General features: G+C 34.8%; 14 protein-coding genes. 9 read left to right on the forward strand and 5 right to left on the reverse strand.

The features are described from left to right. Nucleotides 1-388: 388 nt before the first annotated feature. On the forward strand, nt 389-760 hold the full coding sequence (locus H3U96_RS09565) for a hypothetical protein (RefSeq protein WP_133052200.1): 372 nt from the start codon (nt 389-391) through the stop codon (nt 758-760). 127 nt (nt 761-887) lie between these two features. Here H3U96_RS09565 and proP read toward each other — a convergent pair whose 3' ends face one another. Next, entirely contained in the window at nt 888-2,387 is a 1,500-nt protein-coding gene (proP, locus tag H3U96_RS09570) for a glycine betaine/L-proline transporter ProP (RefSeq protein WP_198196436.1), read from the reverse strand. 482 nt (nt 2,388-2,869) lie between these two features. Between proP and H3U96_RS09575 the strand changes: the two genes are divergently transcribed. Further along, nucleotides 2,870-3,739: a neutral zinc metallopeptidase gene (locus H3U96_RS09575; RefSeq protein ID WP_086361272.1), complete on the forward strand. Its 870-nt coding sequence runs from the start codon at nt 2,870-2,872 to the stop codon at nt 3,737-3,739. 22 nt (nt 3,740-3,761) lie between these two features. Then, nucleotides 3,762-4,541: a 5'/3'-nucleotidase SurE gene (gene surE / locus H3U96_RS09580; protein ID WP_065578329.1), complete on the forward strand. Its 780-nt coding sequence runs from the start codon at nt 3,762-3,764 to the stop codon at nt 4,539-4,541. Between the two features lie 79 nt (nt 4,542-4,620). Here surE and H3U96_RS09585 read toward each other — a convergent pair whose 3' ends face one another. After that, on the reverse strand, nt 4,621-5,802 hold the full coding sequence (locus H3U96_RS09585) for a sugar efflux transporter (RefSeq protein ID WP_065578328.1): 1,182 nt from the start codon (nt 5,800-5,802) through the stop codon (nt 4,621-4,623). A 1,122-nt stretch (nt 5,803-6,924) separates the two neighbouring features. Here H3U96_RS09585 and H3U96_RS09590 point away from each other — a divergent pair. Further along, a complete protein-coding gene (locus H3U96_RS09590) occupies nt 6,925-9,234 on the forward strand; it encodes a zinc/cadmium/mercury/lead-transporting ATPase (RefSeq protein ID WP_086361267.1) in 2,310 nt (769 codons plus the stop codon). A gap of 67 nt (nt 9,235-9,301) precedes the next feature. On the opposite strand, the gene birA is transcribed toward H3U96_RS09590, so the two are convergent. The 3 genes from birA to murB are packed head-to-tail and all read right to left on the reverse strand — an operon-like array spanning nt 9,302 to nt 12,422. Then, the gene (gene birA, locus H3U96_RS09595) at nt 9,302-10,255 is read right to left on the reverse strand and encodes a bifunctional biotin--[acetyl-CoA-carboxylase] ligase/biotin operon repressor BirA (protein ID WP_086361266.1); all 954 of its coding nucleotides are present in this window, start codon (nt 10,253-10,255) and stop codon (nt 9,302-9,304) included. 7 nt (nt 10,256-10,262) lie between these two features. Further along, on the reverse strand, nt 10,263-11,375 hold the full coding sequence (locus tag H3U96_RS09600; protein ID WP_065650915.1) for an MFS transporter: 1,113 nt from the start codon (nt 11,373-11,375) through the stop codon (nt 10,263-10,265). Between the two features lie 36 nt (nt 11,376-11,411). Continuing rightward, a complete protein-coding gene (gene murB / locus H3U96_RS09605) occupies nt 11,412-12,422 on the reverse strand; it encodes a UDP-N-acetylmuramate dehydrogenase (RefSeq protein WP_065578324.1) in 1,011 nt (336 codons plus the stop codon). Between the two features lie 482 nt (nt 12,423-12,904). On the opposite strand from murB, the gene H3U96_RS09610 reads away from it, so the two are divergent. The 5 genes from H3U96_RS09610 (at nt 12,905) to H3U96_RS09630 (ending at nt 19,833) form a co-directional block, all read left to right on the forward strand. Further along, nucleotides 12,905-14,134: a phosphopentomutase gene (locus H3U96_RS09610; protein ID WP_198196438.1), complete on the forward strand. Its 1,230-nt coding sequence runs from the start codon at nt 12,905-12,907 to the stop codon at nt 14,132-14,134. A 57-nt stretch (nt 14,135-14,191) separates the two neighbouring features. After that, nucleotides 14,192-14,905 (forward strand): purine-nucleoside phosphorylase, encoded by a 714-nt coding sequence (gene deoD / locus H3U96_RS09615; RefSeq protein WP_065578322.1) that lies wholly within the window; start codon nt 14,192-14,194, stop codon nt 14,903-14,905. A 199-nt stretch (nt 14,906-15,104) separates the two neighbouring features. After that, the gene (locus tag H3U96_RS09620; RefSeq protein ID WP_065578321.1) at nt 15,105-16,358 is read left to right on the forward strand and encodes a nucleoside permease; all 1,254 of its coding nucleotides are present in this window, start codon (nt 15,105-15,107) and stop codon (nt 16,356-16,358) included. Nucleotides 16,359-16,660: 302 nt separating this feature from the next. After that, nucleotides 16,661-17,830 carry an adenosine deaminase gene (gene add, locus H3U96_RS09625; protein ID WP_081300009.1) on the forward strand — a complete coding sequence of 390 codons (1,170 nt, stop codon included), beginning with the start codon at nt 16,661-16,663 and terminating at the stop codon, nt 17,828-17,830. A gap of 26 nt (nt 17,831-17,856) precedes the next feature. Next, nucleotides 17,857-19,833, forward strand: coding sequence for a bifunctional 2',3'-cyclic-nucleotide 2'-phosphodiesterase/3'-nucleotidase (locus H3U96_RS09630; RefSeq protein ID WP_086357289.1), 1,977 nt, complete (start codon nt 17,857-17,859; stop codon nt 19,831-19,833). The last annotated feature ends 17 nt before the right edge of the window (nt 19,834-19,850 follow it).

Below are 19,850 nucleotides of genomic sequence, written 5' to 3' on the forward strand. Positions count from 1 at the left end.
CTGGCTGGCTGGCTGGCTGGCTGGCTGGCTGGCTGGCTGGCTGGCTGGCTGGCTGGCTGGCTGGCTGGCTGGCTGGCTGGCTGGCCCGTAGACAATTGTATTTTAACATGTTTTCATTCCTTTGTCGAGATATCCCTTTGTTTTATAGAAAAAATATAACCTCAGTTAAAAAATTATAAAGAAATTATTATTTATTAGCAATATTATGGGTATTGCAATTTGTTAAGATATGTAATTAAAAAAATATCACAAAACTATTTAATATCTTAAAATTTAGACCAAATATTAGAAGCATTGGAAATACAATATAAATTGTATATTAATCAATATGATGAATAAATATTATTTATTAATTATTTTTTTTCTATTTTATGGTAGTAACTCTGCAATGGCCGAACAAAAACCTATTGATATAAATCCTATTAAGGAAGCATCAATAGTGACAAAAACAAATATTCAGTCTCAATACACTTCTTATGACATGATAAAGAATTTATCCAGGGATGATACGCTAAAGAAATTTCCTTCCTATAAAAAAGAAACATATATTTTAGGAACTAATGAAGGTCTAATAACAGAATTTAGGATAGGCCTGCTTAATATTTTCAAACCAGACGAAATTCAGCAGGGTAACATTAAAATAACCGAAATAACTTGGCAAATTAATACTAAAGAAAATTTAACAGTTTGGTATCATTTACAAAAAGAGCAATGGTTGCCTATAGATCATTATATTTGGGATAAAGATCTGCTGTTTTAATCTGTTAAAAATAGTTTGCCACCAATAACAACACTATCTAAAATTTAATAAAACGATTTGAGCAAACTATTTTTTAGTTATTCGCGACTATATTAATAATTTTATTATCTATTTGAAATAGCATTCTCTAATCCAATTTAGGATGCTGATCAACCAATTCTTGTCTTTTATTTTGTAGTTCTTCGATTTGTTGATCAATATCTTCAACTTCACCCTCGATAGAATCAAAATGTTCAGATAAGAGTGCTTTGGCCTCATGGCGATTAGCCGCAGTTGGAGTCGTATTGTGCAATGGTTTTTTAGCTGTTTCGTGCATTGCAAGACCAGTAATAACACCAATAAAACCTATCATCATTAAGTAATAAGCTGGCATAAATAAATTGCCGGTTGCTTCAACTAACCATGCCACTAGTGTTGGTGTTAACCCAGCAACGATAATCACAATATTAAAAATACTGGCAATGGCACTATAACGAATATTAGTTGGAAACATTGCCGGCAATATTGAAGTAATAATTCCAGTGAAACAGTTTATGAATAACGCTAAAATAAACACCCCTAAAAAGACGAGAGGAATATGCTGGCTATTAATTAACACAAATGCTGGATAAGACAAAAGCAGTAAGCCTATACTACCAATCAATATAAAGGGCTTTCGACCTATTTTGTCACTTAATAAGCCAACTATGGGTTGAATAATTAACATCCCAACCATAATAGCAATAATAATTAGTAAGCCGTGCTCAGTATCATAATTGAGGTTATGTGCTAAATAGCTTGGCATATAAGTTAATAATAGGTAAAAAGATACATTAGTCACAATTATCAATCCGGCACAAATTAAAATATGTCGCCAATATTGGCTAATAATTTGCTTTAGTGCAGTAGTTGATGAAGTTTCAGCTATGTTCTCTGATTGTCTGGCATCGAGGTGTTGTTGAAAAGTTGGGGTTTCTTCTGAAATATGGTGCAATATAAAGCTAATAATACCTAAAGGTAAAGCGATTAAAAATGGGATACGCCAGCCCCAATTGTACAATGCCGACTGACTAAGTAGCATAGACAAAAATACCACTAGCCCTGCCCCTAAAATAAATCCAACCATTGAACCAAAATCAAGCCAGCCACCAATAAAACCGCGTTTACGATCAGGTGAATATTCAGCAACTACCGTTGCTGAACCAGAATATTCGCCTCCGATTGAAAAACCTTGAGCTAATTTAACAATTAATAACAGAACTGGCGAGGTAACACCAATCGTTTCATAAGTGGGGATAAGGCCAATACAAAACGTGCTTAATGACATAATTACTAAACTAATCGATAACACTTTTTGACGGCCAATATTGTCCCCAATTAAGCCAAACATAATGCCACCTAATGGACGAATGAAAAAGGGAATCGAAAAAGTTGATAGCGCAGCAATAATTTGCACACTAGAAGATATATGAGGAAAAAATATCTGTCCGATAATATAAGCCAAAAAGCTGTATACTCCAAAATCATACCATTCAATAGCATTACTAAAAGCAGATGCCCAAGTCGCTTTTTTTAATTGATTATCATCAATAATGGGAATATCAGTAATATCTAACGGTTTTTTCTTAATTTTATTCACTTTTGCCATTAAATACCGCCTTTTAAATTAATCAATATTAAGATTTAAATCCAAATAATTAACTTTAATCAGCTACTATGCCAAACAGAAGTAATTATCATTACCAGACTTGATGTACTTTTCTGTTGAAAGTGTACAATTATTATTAATAGAAGGTCATATCACAATGATTGATATAGTAAAAAGATAAAATCATAAAGTTATAAAACTGTATAAAAAGTAACACTAACAAATAATTAGAGTTATCTAAATGACTAGATAAAGAATTAAGTTAAAACTTTAATCACATATAATTGCAAATTTAGTTTTGTTTATACGAATAATACACCAAAGAGTATAACCAAAATTATATACCTAAAATCAGCAAAAAAAACGCTTTTATCACATCATTTTATCATCTCCTTTTTTTGATCATGTAATGAGGTCTATAGCTAGTAACCTTATCTATAATCCTTTAAAATGATATTACTTAAACTGATGAGGTATTCCCTATGCGTTGGAGAAACCAAAGAGAGAGTGATAACATTGAAGATCGCCGCTCACAATCAGGAAGTGATATTGGAACAAGGATTCCAATTGGTGGTAAAGGTAAAATTGTTTTATTTATTATTGTGTTAGTTGCTGGTTATTACGGCGTTGATTTAACTGGCTTACTGAATAGCAATCTGATTGATTTAGACGATACCACATCCATATCATCAACATCGCCTGTTGATAATAGTTCTATAAATAATAATGCAACTAAATTTACCTCAACTATCTTGGCCAGTACTGAAGATTATTGGAGTCAAGAGTTTCAACAATTAGGTAAAACCTATATTGCGCCTAAATTAGTACTTTATAGTGGTGCAACTCGAACTGCATGTGGCACAGGTCAAGCAATGATGGGGCCATTTTATTGTAATCTCGATCAAACGGTTTACCTTGATCTATCATTTTATCAAGAGATGAAACAACGCCTAGGTGGCGGTGGTGATTTTGCTCAAGGCTATGTGATTGCCCACGAAGTAGGACATCATGTACAAAACTTACTTGGAATTTTGGCTAGGGTTGAACAATTAAGGCAAAATCAATCTAACGAAACCAGTAACCAGCTATCAGTCAAACTTGAACTACAAGCCGATTGTTATGCTGGATTATGGGGAAATGCTATGCAAAAACAGAATATTTTAGAGATGGGTGATATCGAACAAACCTTAAATACCGTACAAGCAATTGGCGATGATCGCTTACAACAGCAAAATAATGGTTATATAATTCCTGATAGTTTTACCCATGGTTCATCAAAACAACGTTATAGTTGGTTTAAACGTGGTTTTGATAGTGGAGCAATTGATCAGTGCAATACATTTATTCAATAAGGAAATTAAAAAGGAAATAAGTATGTCGAAAAAATTAGTCAACCGAGTTTTATTAGTTAATGATGATGGAATTGATGCGCCTGGGATCCGAATTTTAAAAAGTATTGCTGAAAAGATCGCCAACGAAGTTTGGATAGTCGCACCAGTTGTCGATCAAAGTGGTGTTTCTTGTTCAGTTAGTTTGAAATCACCATTTCGCGTACAAAAGCGTAACCAAACAGAATATGCAGTTTATGGTACACCAGCTGACTGTTCATTATTTGCCATCAAATCATTAATGGCGAAACAATTGCCTGATTTGGTTCTATCTGGGATTAACAATGGTTCAAATTTAGGCTTTGAAACTGTATTATCAGGAACGGTTGGCGCAGCAATGATGGCTATGACACTCGGTGTACCAGCAATAGCATTGAGTCAAGTGAGTAGTGAGGACAATATACCAACAGATTGGCATTGTTCAACTCATCTTGCTGAGTCAGTGATAAGACAATTGCTATCCCTAACGACACCAAAGAATACTTGTTTTAATATTAATTTTCCTAATTGCCGAGCTGAGCATATAAAAGGAATTAAAATCACCAAACAAGGGACTGCTGATGTTAGCAAATTTGTGGTTGCTGAAACACAAGATCCTGAAGGCCATGAATATTTTTGGTTTAGAGCACAACGCAATCAAAATGTGCTTGATGATGATAAAGAGCTCGATGCAGCCAATAATGGCTATATCGCGATTACACCATTACATTATGAACGTACTGATTACGACTTTTATCAACAAATAAAAGCTACATTTAACGTTTAACTTTTTGTTTGATGGAATTAATGCGTCTTCCTTGATTAGCTAAAAAATCAGGGAGACATAAAATATAAAGCTTTTGAAATTATTTCTTAACCAATGCACAAAAGACAAAAGAAATAGTAACCATCACTAAACCAATCCAATAAATTATTTCATGACCATATGCTTGTGATGCAAAACCTTGAATAATCCCTGCCAAAATAACACTACAAATAATGCCATTATTAAATAAAGTTGAAGCAACCCCCATTCGAGTTGGTAACAAATCTTGGAAATAGATAATACCAATATTGGCAACAATGCCAATAAATAGTGCGTTAAAAAGCTGCAATACATATAACATGATTGGGTCAGTAAATAAAATCATACCAACATAAAATAAAATTCCGCAAATGATAGCGATAAAAAACAGATTACGCTTACCTAATGCTGGTACCATATAACCAGCAATTATCATTACTGGAATCTCAATCCCTGCTGCCAACCCCATTAACGCACCAGGTAATGAATCAGAAAGATGCAATACCTTTTCAACATAAATTGGCATATCGATAATATACATCATATTAGCAGTCCACATAAAAATAGTAGAAAGTAGCAAACACATAACATTACGATTAGTAAAAATTGATTGATTAGCGGTAGCTAACTGACTAGGACTAAGTGAGCTGATTGACTTCTTTTCTACTGGTGGTAAAAAAACTGCTACTACAAACATGGATATGATAAACATCGACATCGCACATAAATACATTGAGGTAAAACCATAATGGATAGCTAAACCAAATGATAATGGCGGACCAATAACCCATGCCAATGATAATTGTGCTCTAATCAATGAATTAAAGGCAACGGCATTTCTGCCACTTTTTTCAGCATATTCGCGCGCCATAGCAAAAACTTGTGGCATGGCAGCCGAAGCTAACGCTGCAAAAAATACGCCTAATGTAATTAATACATAATAGTTACGCGAATAAGCAAAAATCAGACTATTTGCTAACCCCATCAAGCAACAAAAAATAACAATCTTACGTCTGTCACCTTTGTTGTCTGAATATTTAGCTAGCAAATAACTACCAATAATACTGGCTAATGCATTAATTGAGAAAAATAAACCTACTAAACGAGGATCAGCACCCACTTCAAATGATAAGAAACGACTTAAGGTAGGTGATTGCAATGCACCAGCGACACCAATAATAAATGTAGTTACTAAAAAAGCGCCAAAAATTACGCTCGATTTTCGAAGAGATGATGAAGTCATAATAGGAACTTAACAATATGATAATGTGTAACAATTATATTCCTAAAAGTAGTGCGAATATAGGCTTTAGTTAGATCATTAGCTAATTATTCAAGCAATAGTTAATTTTAATAATAAAATAAATTTGTGCTAATCATTTTTTCACCATTAAATTAATCATTCTAGTTTGAAACAAAAATCTTATTTCAACGTTATTCTTTTAATCGATTTTCCCAATTCATTACTTAACCAACTTTCTTTGATTTTTATACTATATTATTAAAGAAATAACTTAATACAGTAATAAATTAGTTATCTTTAGGTAAACCTTGCTTAGGTGATTACCGAATTAATAAAAAAGCAAATTGTTCGTAAGGAAGATAAAATTTATTAACTAAATCAAATTGCTTAAGTAAATTATCAATAGTATTAGAATTTTGTGCTATTAAGCTTCGTCAAGTTAAATAAACATTTATGTTAAGATTGCCAATAACTTGTAATCCTCGTGACGTAGTTTTAGATCTCTTTTCTAATATAGAAAGAACTCTTTATTTGATAATTAAATATTAGTAGTAATTGAGTATAACAAATGAGTTTTTAAGAAGATTTCTTAATTTTAATTCGAAAAAAGACAAAAATTTAATATTTTTAATTATCCAAAAACCCCTTTCCTCAAAATTTTTAAACATCATTCTTATGCAAAAATTTGAGCCAAAAAAGTTTTGATATCTTAGTTATTAATGAAGAAGCAAATAGATAAGTGACATGGTTTAGTAAAACTAAAATAATATATAAACTTGGTGAATTGATTTGAATCAATATGATAGATAAACACTAAATGAATTGATATTAAACTAAAACAGAAAAAATCTCGATAATGCCAAAAATTTATGATTATTCCAATCTTAGGTTAGGAAACATCCTTGTTGATTAACAAAAAAATACATTTTTTTGCGATAATTAGTATAAATAATTTATTTTTTTTTACAATTTAAGTTTTAAAAAAAATTGTTAAGATATGTAAATAAATTCTAAGATCACTATTTTCTTTTCATTACTATTTTTTACTTATTTAGTTAAAAAAGATTTCTTTTTGTTTTTTTGAGTGTACAATCAAAATCATCCACAAAAAGAGGTAACGTTATGTTATATAATAACAAATCCACCCAATCTCACCATGATAATCACGATCATTGTCATGGCGATTGTCATAATATTGCTCATAATCATGCACATGATTCTCACCATTCTCATGAAGCTAGTCACACCGCATGCTGTGATGGGCATGATAATAGCTCATCACAAAAATGTGAGATTGAAGATCCCCCCGAAGACCCAGAGCGGAGTAGCCAAGGCGTTAAGTTAACTTGGAAAATTCAAGGTATGGATTGCGCCCATTGCGCAAGCAAAATCGAAAACGGTGTTAAAACACTGCCTAATATTAATCAAACCAAAATCATATTCTCAACCGAAAAATTAATCGTTTTTGTTCCTAAGCATGATGATGCAGTAATCAAGATGATTGAAGATAAGGTTACAGAACTAGGCTATACACCGATTTTTGAGTCGAGCCCTGCTCATCACCATGAACATTCACATAGTTTTGATAAAAAGGCATTTATTCCATTAGCGGTTTTAGGTGCATTGATTGTGGTTAGTTATCTCATTTTGTTGGTGAATAAAACCGCAGGTGAATATGCATTTATTGTGACAGCTGTAGTTGGGATTATCCCAATTTTGAAAGAGGCCATTGTTTTAACCCGTAGTGGTACGCCGTTTGCGATTGAAACACTAATGAGTATTTCGGCAATGGGTGCACTGTTTATTGGTGCAGCCGAAGAAGCCACCATGGTGATCTTTCTGTTTATGATAGGCGAGATGCTGGAAGGCTTTGCAACCAGTAAGGCAAAAAAAGGCATCTCTTCACTGGCCGAGTTAATGCCTGATGAGACGGTGATTATTATTGATGGTAAAAGGAAAACAGTTGCTAGTCATACCTTAAAACCAGATGATATTATCGAAATTTCATCCGGTGGTCGATTACCAGCTGATGTTATTTTGGTTAGCGAACAAGCCAGCATTGATGAAAGTGCGCTAACCGGTGAGTCCATTCCGGTTAATTATTTAAGTGGCGATAAAATTTTAGCCGGGTCGTTAGTAGTCGATAATACCATTCAACTTAAGGTGATTTCAGAATCGGGGCAAAATGCTGTCGATCGTATTTTACAGCTGATTGAAGATGCCGAGGATCGTAAAGCGCCAATAGAGCGGTTTATCGATAAGTTTAGCCGTTATTATACGCCGGCGATTACATTATTTGCGTTTTTAGTGATCCTAATTCCACCATTGTTGACCGGCGCTGATTGGTATACTTGGATATATCGAGGGTTGACGCTGTTGTTAATTGGTTGTCCTTGTGCGTTAGTGATATCAACACCAGCGGTGATTACCTCAGCCTTGTCTAGCGCGGCTAAATATGGGGTATTAATTAAGGGCGGCGCGGCACTTGAGCGTATTGGTTCGATTAAAATGTTGGCGTTTGATAAGACAGGAACATTAACCGAAGGTAAGCCACAAGTGACTGATGTCATTAATCGACACTGTTCTAACGAGGAGCTGTTAACGATTGTTGCGGCGGTTGAAAGTGGCTCTCACCATCCGTTAGCTAAAGCGTTAGTCGATTATGTTAAGCAAAAGCCGATCGAGTTTGCCGAAGCAAATAATCGTAAAACAATTGCTGGTGTTGGGATCCAAGGTGAATTAAATCAGCAAACCTATTTTGTTGTGTCACCAAATAAGATCGAGACAGTGTCAACTACGCTTAATGCCGAGGATGCTCATACGATTACTCAGCTTGAAGATGGTGGTAAGACGGTTGTAGTCGTTACCACCAGTCAACAGTTGCTGGGGATTATTGCTTTGCAAGATGTACTGCGTGGTGATGCTTTGCCGGCTATCACAGAGCTTAAGCAACTTGGTTTGCAAACCTTGATGTTAACTGGCGATAATCAACGCGCCGCAAAAGCAATTGCAGGTCAATTAGGTATGGAGTATCGTGCTGAGCTATTGCCGGCAGATAAGTTGGCCAAAATCGAAGAGATTGGTCGCCATACTCCGATTGCGATGATCGGTGATGGCATTAATGATTCCCCAGCAATGAAAGCTGCCACAGTCGGAATTGCCATGGGCAGTGGAACTGATGTTGCACTCGAAACGGCGGATGCCGCACTGACTAAAAACAGTTTGTTAAGTTTGCCAATGTTGATTCGCTTAACTCGCTTGGCGAATCGAAATATTAAGCAAAATATTACCATTGCTTTGGGAATTAAGTTGATATTTTTAATCACTAGTTTATTTGGCGTGACAGGGCTTTGGTTAGCGGTGTTAGCTGATTCTGGTACTACGGCAATCGTTACCGCTAATGCTTTGCGGTTATTAAGAATTAAAAAATAGGTAATAATTTTATCATGCCCCATTTATGCTTAAATGGGGCAATTTTGTGACAGCGACTATTGACTATTTATTCATCACTCCTTAATGAAATTTCGCCACCGATAAACGCCTTGGTTTCGCCATTTTGTTCTAAAAGTAATGCACCCTGCTCATTGATACCTTTAGCAATACCTCGGATCACATTGTCACCAATTAATAATTTAACCGGGCGATTAACAAAATTGTCGAGTCGTTGCCAATCATTAAGGAATGGAGTTAGACCGTGTTTTTCAAAGTCACGAAGTTTTGTTTTGAGGTTTTTAGCTACCTTTGCTACCAGAAAATTGCGGTCAACTTTACCTAAATTAGCCCATTTTTGATTGACAATATTAGGATCGGGATTAGTCATCATTAAATTGACCCCAATACCAATTACAACATGAGCACAGTCACCTGTTTTACCGGCAAGTTCAACTAATATACCGGCAAGTTTTTGATCATCTAGATACAAATCATTAGGCCATTTAACTTTAATATCTTGACCAGAGATTTCCCTTAACGTATCAGCCATCACAATACCAACTACTAAACTTAGTCCCATAGCAGCTGCAATACCTTGATCAAGTCGCCAATACATTGAAAAGTAAAGATTACTGCCAAACGGTGCGAACCATTGTCGCCCTCGTCTGCCTCGAGCTTTAGATTGAAACTCGGCTACACAACTGTCACCTGTTTGTAATTTTTCAATATTATTTAATAGATATTGGTTGGTCGAGTCGATGATCGGCAACACCTCTACATGACTATCCTCACCATAATTTTCGTCGATTTTGACTTTATCGAGTAAGTCAATTGGTGATGCTAAACAGTAACCTTTACCTTGTACGGATGATAAGGTGATGCCCCAATCTCGTAGTACTTTGATATATTTGTTGATGCCAGCACGGGTAATGCCAAATTGGTTGGCAAGTTCCTCACCTGAGTGAAACTGTCCATCAGCTAATATATTGATTAATTTCAATGGATTTTGGTTACTGCGCATTCAATCCTCACTTTTTGAGCAATAATAAAACAACAAAATAGAGTGAAATTATAGCAAAACTAATAAATAAGTAAGTATTGCTTAATGTGTCCATTATAAAAGCTATCACTGCCGGAGCAACTAGACTTCCGAGTGTATTGGTTAATAGCATGGCTTGGTTCATCGATACAATTTCTTGTTTGCGAACACATGAGCAAGCCCACGCCATGGAGATTGGGTAAATGGTGTAAATGGTGGCACCAAGTAGAATAATGGCTAATACACCGTAAACGTTGAATATCAGCAAGCCACAGGCGATCATCATGAAAATTGATTCAACTAACAATACAATACGGCGACCAAACCTATCTGCACACCAGTTAGCCGGCATTTGGGCAATCACACCAGAAAGTATTAGTAGTACCATCCAATTGGCGACTTGGTTATCACTGTAGCCCAGATGTGAATAGTAGGCAGGCATTAACGAATAGAGTGAACCAATTAACATACCGGCAATGGCACAACCAATTAAGCCAACGCGAGAAGGTTTATACATTATCATTGGCATAATGTTGAAACTGCTTTTTTTCTTCTTCGGTAATTTGTAATGGGTTAACAATATAAATAAGATGGCTAATCCCATTAATACGGCAATCACTAAACCAAAATAGAGAACCTCTTGCGGAAAATATTGCAGCAAAGCTTGCCCTAATACGGTGCCTAAATAGTAGGTAGTGAGATAGACCGCCAACATTTTGCCGCGGGTACGCACCGTACCGGTAACTAAGATACAACTTTCAATCACCACCCAAGTAACAGCACAAGCGATCCCAATGAAAAATCGCCAGATAGCCCAGCTGTAAAAATCCATTGAGAAGCTTAAACCGATAGTCGCAATTGCAAAGATGATACAACTGTAGGTGTAAGTAAATCTGGCATTAAATCGGCTAATAAACCAATTTGCCATGATGGTACCTACTAAGTTACCAGTAAAATAGCTTGAACCAACTAAACCTATCTGTCCAAGCGAAAAATTTTCACGGACTAACCAAAGCGGCACTTGGGTATTGAGTGCCGATAAAGCGATGGTAACAAATAGTAGACTCGTTAATAAAATAGGAAATGAATACGAATGTTTCATAAGTTTGTAAGTAATTTTGTTGTTTTTAGGACGTATTTATAAAAATTTATCCACGTCAATTTCACCTGTCGCTCCCATAAATCGAATTTCAGGCGATAGGTGCACCGAAAACTTTTGCAATACTGCATTGATGATATAACGCGCTAATGCGACAACATCTTGCGCGGTCGCATTATCTTTATTGACTAATACCAGAGCTTGTTGTTGATGGACTGCTGCACCACCAATTTGGTATCCTTTTAGACCACACTGATCAATTAACCAACCGGCAGCTAATTTTATTTGATCTGCTGTTTGTGGATATATAGGCATTGTTGGATATTTTTCAAGTAGTTTATCCGCAAGTTTTTTATCGACTATCGGATTTTTAAAGAAGCTTCCACCATTACCTAGTACATTAGGATCAGGCAATTTGCTTCGACGGATTTCACACACTTTATCAAAGATCATTTTAGGGGTGACGCTATTTGCATCAAAATTTCTTAATTCACCATAAGTTAGTACTGGATTCCACTGTTTTGGTAATTTGATACCAACATAGACAACGGCATAATCATTGGCATATTTTTGTTTGAAGATGCTTTCACGATAGCCATATTGACCATCAGTGACAGTAATAATTTTACCGGTTGCAAATTCAAGTAATTCAACATAATCCGCGACTTTTTGAAATTCAACCCCATATGCGCCAATATTTTGGATGGGTGCAGAACCAACACAACCGGGTATTAAAGCCAAGTTTTCAAGGCCAGGGATGTTCTGGTTAATAGTGTTAGAAACTAAATCATGCCAATATTCGCCGGCCCCCACTTTTAAATGCCAGTGAGTCGCGGTTTCGGTTATGGTTAATCCTTTAATTCGATTAACTATGATTGTACCAGCAAAATTTTCAGTAAATAATGTATTACTGCCTTGTCCAATAATTATAAAAGGTTGATTATCGAGATTGTTTTTCCAAACTTGCATTAGTTGTTCAACAGTTGTGACTGTTTCGACCCGGTTGGCATAAACATCTAGAGCAAATGTATTAGGAATTTTTTGGTTCATTAATGACTACCTTTTATAAAAAATACTTTTAAATTCGATTAAACCAATTTTATTTGACGCTTTTGATAGACATTCAGTATTTAGAATTAATCAATCAATGCGTTATCAATTTTTGATAAAACACTTTATTCAATTAAAGCTTATTTATTTGCTATCTTAACACAATGCAAAACGATCTTTTATGGATTAAACTATTTTTTTACTTATCTTGACTTTTTATTTATTGATAAAAATGTCAAAAGATTAGCCAAATAATCAATGAATATGAGCTAATCCCTTTTTTGTTTTTTTTTATCATGTATTATAGCTAACCAAACGATCTTTTTTATAAATTTAGTTATAATCTATTTTACTCAGCCTTATGGTAAACGTTATTATTATTTTATAAAATTCGAGAAATAAGTTATCGATCACGGTTTTAAATGAAGTTATGCTTCAAGATGGTAGCTCTGTTTTATGGTAGTTGAGATTTAGAGGAAATTATGAAAAGAGTTTTTATTATGATCCTCGATTCCTTCGGGATCGGCGGTGCTGAAGATGCCAAAAAGTATGGCGATGAAGGTTCGGATACTTTAGGTCATATTGCCGAAGCTTGTGCTTTAGGTAAAGCAGATCATGGTCGACAAGGACCATTAAGATTACCAAATTTAGGGAAATTAGGTTTGATCGAGGCCGCTTATGAATCTACAGGTGCATACCCGAAAGGAATAACTACCGAAGGTGATGTAATTGGTGCTTATGGCTATGCCAGTGAAATTTCATCTGGTAAAGATACTCCATCTGGTCATTGGGAGATCGCTGGCGTTCCTGTGCTGTTTGACTGGGGTTATTTTACTAATACTACTAACAGCTTTCCTCAAGAATTATTAGATAAGATTGTTAAACGTGCTAATTTGCCGGGCTATCTCGGTGATTGCCATTCATCAGGTACTGTGATTCTTGATGAACTTGGCCTTGAACATATGGCTACCGGTAAACCTATTTTTTATACCTCTGCTGATTCAGTGTTTCAAATTGCCTGCCACGAAGAGACTTTTGGTCTAGATAAGCTTTATGAAGTTTGTGAAATTGCGCGTGATGAGCTTAATAAAGGCGATTATAATATCGGCCGCGTTATTGCTCGACCATTTTTAGGTAATAAGCCGGGTGAATTTGTTCGTACCGGCAATCGTCACGATTTAGCTGTCGAACCACCAGCACCAACAATGATTAAAAAACTAGTTGATGAAAAACAAGGTACGGTGGTGTCAATTGGTAAAATTGCCGATATTTATGCCGAAGTGGGTATTACAAAAAAAGTTAAAGCAACAGGTATTGAAGCGTTATTTGATGCTTCACTAAAAGAAATCAGACAAGCGAAAGATAACGCGATTGTGTTTACCAATTTTGTTGATTTTGATTCATCTTATGGTCATCGACGTGACGTTGCTGGTTACGCAGCAGCGTTAGAATATTTTGATAAACGTTTGCCTGAGATGTTAGCGCTTATTGAGCCGGGCGATCTTTTAATTATTAGTGCCGATCATGGTTGTGATCCTACTTGGCCGGGAACAGATCATACTCGTGAACATATTCCAGTTTTAGTTTACGGTGATAGCGTTCCTGCTGGGTCATTAGGTCATCGTAAAACATTTGCTGATATAGGACAAAGTGTTGCCGATTATTTTGATTTATCACCAATGGATTATGGTGAATCATTTATTCGCAAATAGTAAGCTGTTTTTTGTTAGTGTAGTAACGTTTTTTTAGTAATAAATCAGGAGATTTAAATGCCTACCCCACATATTAACGCCGCCGATGACGCTTTTGCTCAAACGGTTTTGATGCCCGGCGATCCATTACGCGCTAAGTTTATTGCCGAAACTTTTTTAGAGAATGCTAAAGAAGTTACCAATGTTAGAGGAATGCTAGGTTTTACCGGTGACTATAAAGGAAAGAAAATATCTGTTATGGGGCATGGTATGGGCATTCCATCTTGTTCTATATACACAACTGAACTGATTAAATTTTATGGTGTTAAAAACATCATTCGCATCGGTTCATGTGGCGCCATCAGCCCTGATGTCAATCTTGGTGATGTGGTTATTGGTATGGGCGCCTGTACGGATTCTAAAGTCAATCGGTTACGTTTTAAAGATCATGATTTTGCCGCCATTGCTGATTTCGGTTTAATTTGTAATGCTGTTAATGCAGCGAAACAATTAAATGTGAATGTTAAAGTGGGTAATCTTTTTTCTGCTGATCTATTTTATAGCGTCGAGCCTGATCTTTTCGATATTATGGAAAAATACAATATTCTAGGTGTCGAAATGGAAGCCGCTGGTATTTATGGTGTAGCCGCAGAATACGGAGCTAAAGCATTAGCGATCTGTACAGTTTCAGATCATATTCGCAAAGGCGAAGCTATGTCATCTGAACAGCGCCAGCTGGGTTTTAAAGAGATGATTACAGTCGCTTTAGAGTCGGTATTAGTTAATTCATAATAAATAATGGCAGAATATCTGCCATTTTTTTTGGTTACTCAAAAAAGAGGAACCAAGAATTTTAACATTGACGTTATTATTTACGGTAAATGTTGTTGAGCGTTATAACTAGATTATTAATAGTAATAACAAAATTTTATCTTTATTCATTAATTTTTATCTAATAGGTTAGAAAGATCTCATTTAATAAGGAATCAAAATGAATACCAAGCTACAACTGAAAGTTATATTATTTTTACAATTTTTTATCTGGGGGAGTTGGCTAATTACCTTAGGCTCCTATATGATGATTAAATTAAAATTTACTGGTATTGAAGTTGGCGCCGTATATGGCACCATGGGTATTGCTTCAGTATTTATGCCTAGTCTGCTTGGTATCGTAGCTGATAGATGGATACCTGCTAACCGCTTATATGTGCTTTGCCATTTGATTGGTGCAGTAACCTTATTTATCGCTGCATCTATCACATCGCCATTTTTAATGATGAGTGTGATGCTTATCCATTGTCTTGCATTTATGCCAACCATTGCAATTTCTAATTCAATTTCTTACTCTTGCTTAGAATCACAAGGACTAGACGTTATCGAACAGTTCCCTGCAATTCGAATCTTCGGCACTATCGGTTTTATCGTAGCAATGTGGATGGTTAGCTTTATGCAGTTAGAACTCAGTAATATGCAACTTTATATTGCAGCTGGTAGTTCAGTTTTATTGAGTCTTTATTCATTAACCTTACCTTTAATTGAAGTTGCAAAAAATGATGGCAAAGAAAAGTCTATTATAAGTTCATTAGGTTTAGATGCATTTATATTATTAAAACAACCTAGATTGGCTATCTTCTTTTTATTTGCTGTGTTATTAGGTGGGATTTTACAAATTACTAATACTTTTGGTAATCCGTTTCTACATGACTTCGATAAAGTACCAGAATATGCAGATAGTTTAGTGGTTAAATTCCCATCAGTTTTATTATCTATTTCACAAATTTCAGAAGTCGTATTTATCTTATTTGTACCATTTTTTATGAAAAAACTTGGTATTAAATACGTGATGTTAATAAGTATGTTGGCATGGGTTGCTCGCTTTGGTCTTTTTGCTTACGGCGATCCATCACCATTCGGCTTTGTGCTGTTACTGTTATCGATGATTGTTTATGGTTGTGCCTTTGATTTCTATAATATTTCAGGCTCAATGTATGTTGAAAAAACAGTATCACCTAACATCCGTAACAGTGCTCAAGGTTTATTTATGACAATGACTAACGGTATTGGTGCTTATTTAGGTTCAATGATTAGTGGTATTGTTGTTGACCACTATACTTCAGAAGCGGGTATTGATTGGCATAATGTATGGCTTGTCTTTGCAGGTTATTCATTAGTGCTTGCAATTATTTTTGTTTTAATTTTCCAAAATGATACTACTGAGCAAAAAACTGCAACCGTTAGAAACTAACTAACATAAAATTCAATTAATATTAAAATAAATAGTTGAATCAGGTTATTAGCTAGTAACTTAATAACATCAATAATTAGGCAACCGTTAAATTGTTGCCTAATTCTTAACTAGGCTAAAATGTTACCAGCCTCACATAAATTCGATAAGTCACACAAAATGTATGGAAAATAAGTGTCTTATCAAGGTAGAATAAAATGCTTGTAAAAAGAGTGTCAATTCAGCTTTTGTTACTCTAATCAATTGCTGAAATATGACTATTACAAGTGCCCTATAAGCATAATTGAACAGATTAGAATTAGATGAATAAGCAAATAATCCCAAAAGTTATACTTCATGAGCATGTAGAAGGCAGTATTACTCCCTTTATGGCTAAAAAACTAGCCGATAAAAATCATCTACCTTTTCCTGATTCATTGTGTTATCAAATCGGCGATTATAATGAGATCGAGTATAAAAATGGTCGATATAATTATGATGAATCTGACTTTGTCTCATTTATCCAAACCTATGATACTGTTTCTAATTTTGTGAAAAATCCTGACGATTATTACTTAATTACCTACGATTTTTTAAGTAGAAATGCTAAACAAGGGTTAATTTATTGCGAATTATTTCTGTCACCTTATCATATTTGTGCAACAGAAAACCAAGGTAAAGTTGTTTGGGATCAAGCAAGATTTCAACAAACACTAAATCAAATGGATAAAGCGATTATCGATGTCCAAAAAGAGCATAATATAACGGTACGATATCATGTTATTGGCGTACGCCATCTTGGCGCCGAAGTAGTATACGATACATTGCATTTTATCGAAAATAATCCGCATCCATTTATTACTGGATTTAATATTGCCGGCAATGAAAAAGCTGGGCATTTTGATGATTTTGAAAAAGCTCATCAACTTGCTGAAAAATTAAATTTAAAAAAATCCTACCATGCAGGTGAAATTGATTCGGCTGAAAGTATTATTCAAGCTTTAAAACATGGTGCAAATCGTATCGGGCACGGTATCGCGGCAATTGAAGATGATAGCTTGATTAAACAATTAGTTGATAACGAAATCACGTTAGAAATAGCTCTCACCAGTAATCGTATTTTAGTCAATAATTTACATGGTGATATTCATAATCACCCAATTCGACAACTTTATGATAAAGGGGTAAGAATTACCCTTAATACCGACGATGCTGGTATTTTTGGTACCGATATCGAAAAAGAGTATCAGCTAGCCGAGCAAGCGTTTCATTTTTCACGTTTGGAATTATTTGATATTACCCTTTGTGGAATTGATGCCGCATTCGTTGAGTCTAACGAAAAAACACGTTTATTAAACGAAGTTTTATCTTGTTTTAACAACAATGATAAACGATCTTTACAACAAGCAATTAATACTAACCAGTATCATCCGGCTATTATTGCCAGATTTAAAAAATACCAAGATTTATTATTACAACATGTTAATGGATAACCGTATCAGAAAAATAGGAAATGAATATGAATAAAACTCGACTAACCCTAAGCCTACTTACCCTATTAATTTCTGGAACACTGCAAGCAGCAACGGTTGATTTAAGAATTATTGAAACGACTGATCTGCACGGTAATATGATGAATTACGATTATTTTAAAGATCAGTATATTGATACCTTTGGTTTAGCTAAAACAGCCAATTTAATTCATCAAGCGAGGAAAGAGGTAAAAAATAGCGTATTAGTTGATAATGGTGATCTGATTCAAGGTAGTCCGATGGCTGATTATGCGCTTAATAAAGGATTGAATAAAGGTGATATTCATCCGGTTTACAAAGCTCTGAATACCCTTGATTATGTTGTTGGTAATATTGGTAATCATGAATTTAATTTTGGTTTAGATTTTTTACAAAAAAGCCTAGCAGGAGCAAATTTTCCTTATGTGAATGCCAATGTTTATGATGCTAAGACCAATAAACCTTACTTTAAACAATATATCATTTTAGATAAAAAAGTGGTCGATAGAGATGGCAAGCAACACCCTATAAAAATTGGTTATATTGGTTTTGTACCACCACAAATTATGCAATGGGATAAGCTTAATTTGGAAGGTAAAGTGATTGTTAAAGATATCACTGAAACAGCCAAAAAATTAGTACCAGAAATGAAAAAGCAAGGTGCGGATATCATTGTTGCTATTCCTCATTCAGGTGTTTCTGCGGAACCTTATAAGGCATTAGCTGAAAACTCAGTTTATTATTTAAGTCAAGTTGAAGGTATTAATGCCATTATGTTTGGCCATTCTCATGGCGTATTCCCAAGTGATGATTTTAAATCACTACCTAATACCGATATTAATACCGGAAATATTAACAATATTCCTGCTGTTATGCCAGGACAATGGGGTAGTCATTTAGGTGTAGTCGATTTAGTGATTGAAGGAGACAAATCTAACTGGAAAGTTGTTTCTGGTAAATCAGAAGCCCGCCCTATCTTCGATAGTAAAAATAAAAAAGCACTTGTTGATGCCAATAAAAATATTACCAAAGTATTAAAAGATGATCATGAAGGTACCCGTGAATTTGTTGGTAAACCAATTGGTAAGGTATCAACCGATATCAATAGTTATTTAGCCTTAGTCGAAGATACCTCAGCTTTACAGATTATTAGCGATGCGCAAATTGATTATGTAAAACAATTTGTGCAAGGTGATCCTGATCTAGATGGATTACCAATTTTATCGGCTATTGCACCATTTAAAGCTGGCGGTCGCAAAAATGATCCGACAGCTTATGTTGAGGTAAAAAAAGGAGATTTGACATTTAGGAATGCAGCCGATATCTATCTTTATCCAAATATTTTATCTGCCGTAAAAATTACTGGAAAAGAGGTTAAAGAGTGGTTGGAATGTTCAGCAGGTGTTTATAATCAAATTGACATTAATTCATCAACACCACAATATTTAATCAATTGGGATAAGTTTAGAACTTATAATTTTGATACTATTGATGGCGTAAGTTATGAAATTGATATCACTAAACCAGCCCGTTACGATGGTAGTTGTCAATTAATTAACCCTGAATCAGAACGTATTGTAAATTTAACCTATCAACAAAAACCAATTGATCCAAATCAAGCATTTTTAATTGCTACCAATAACTATCGTGCTTATACCGGCGCATTTCCTGGTACCGGTGGAAAAAATGTTAAATTTAATTCACCTGATGATTTAAGAGTTATTCTTTCAGCTTACATAACTAATCACACTAAAAAGCATGGACAAGTTAATGTAACTGTTGATAATAACTGGCGAATTGCACCAATTACCAGCCAAACTAATTTGGATATTCGTTTTGAATCTTCACCAACTGATGAAGCTAAAACTTATATTGAAACACATTCATTATATCCAACTAAGTTTGTTGAAAAAGATAATTTAGGCTTTGGTGTCTATCAACTTAATTTACAAGCACCAACAAATTTACAGCCTAAAAACCAATAACATCTTGATGACGACAA

Origin of the sequence: Gilliamella sp. M0364 (genome assembly GCF_016100565.1) — a bacterium.
Lineage (GTDB): Bacteria > Pseudomonadota > Gammaproteobacteria > Enterobacterales > Orbaceae > Gilliamella > Gilliamella apis.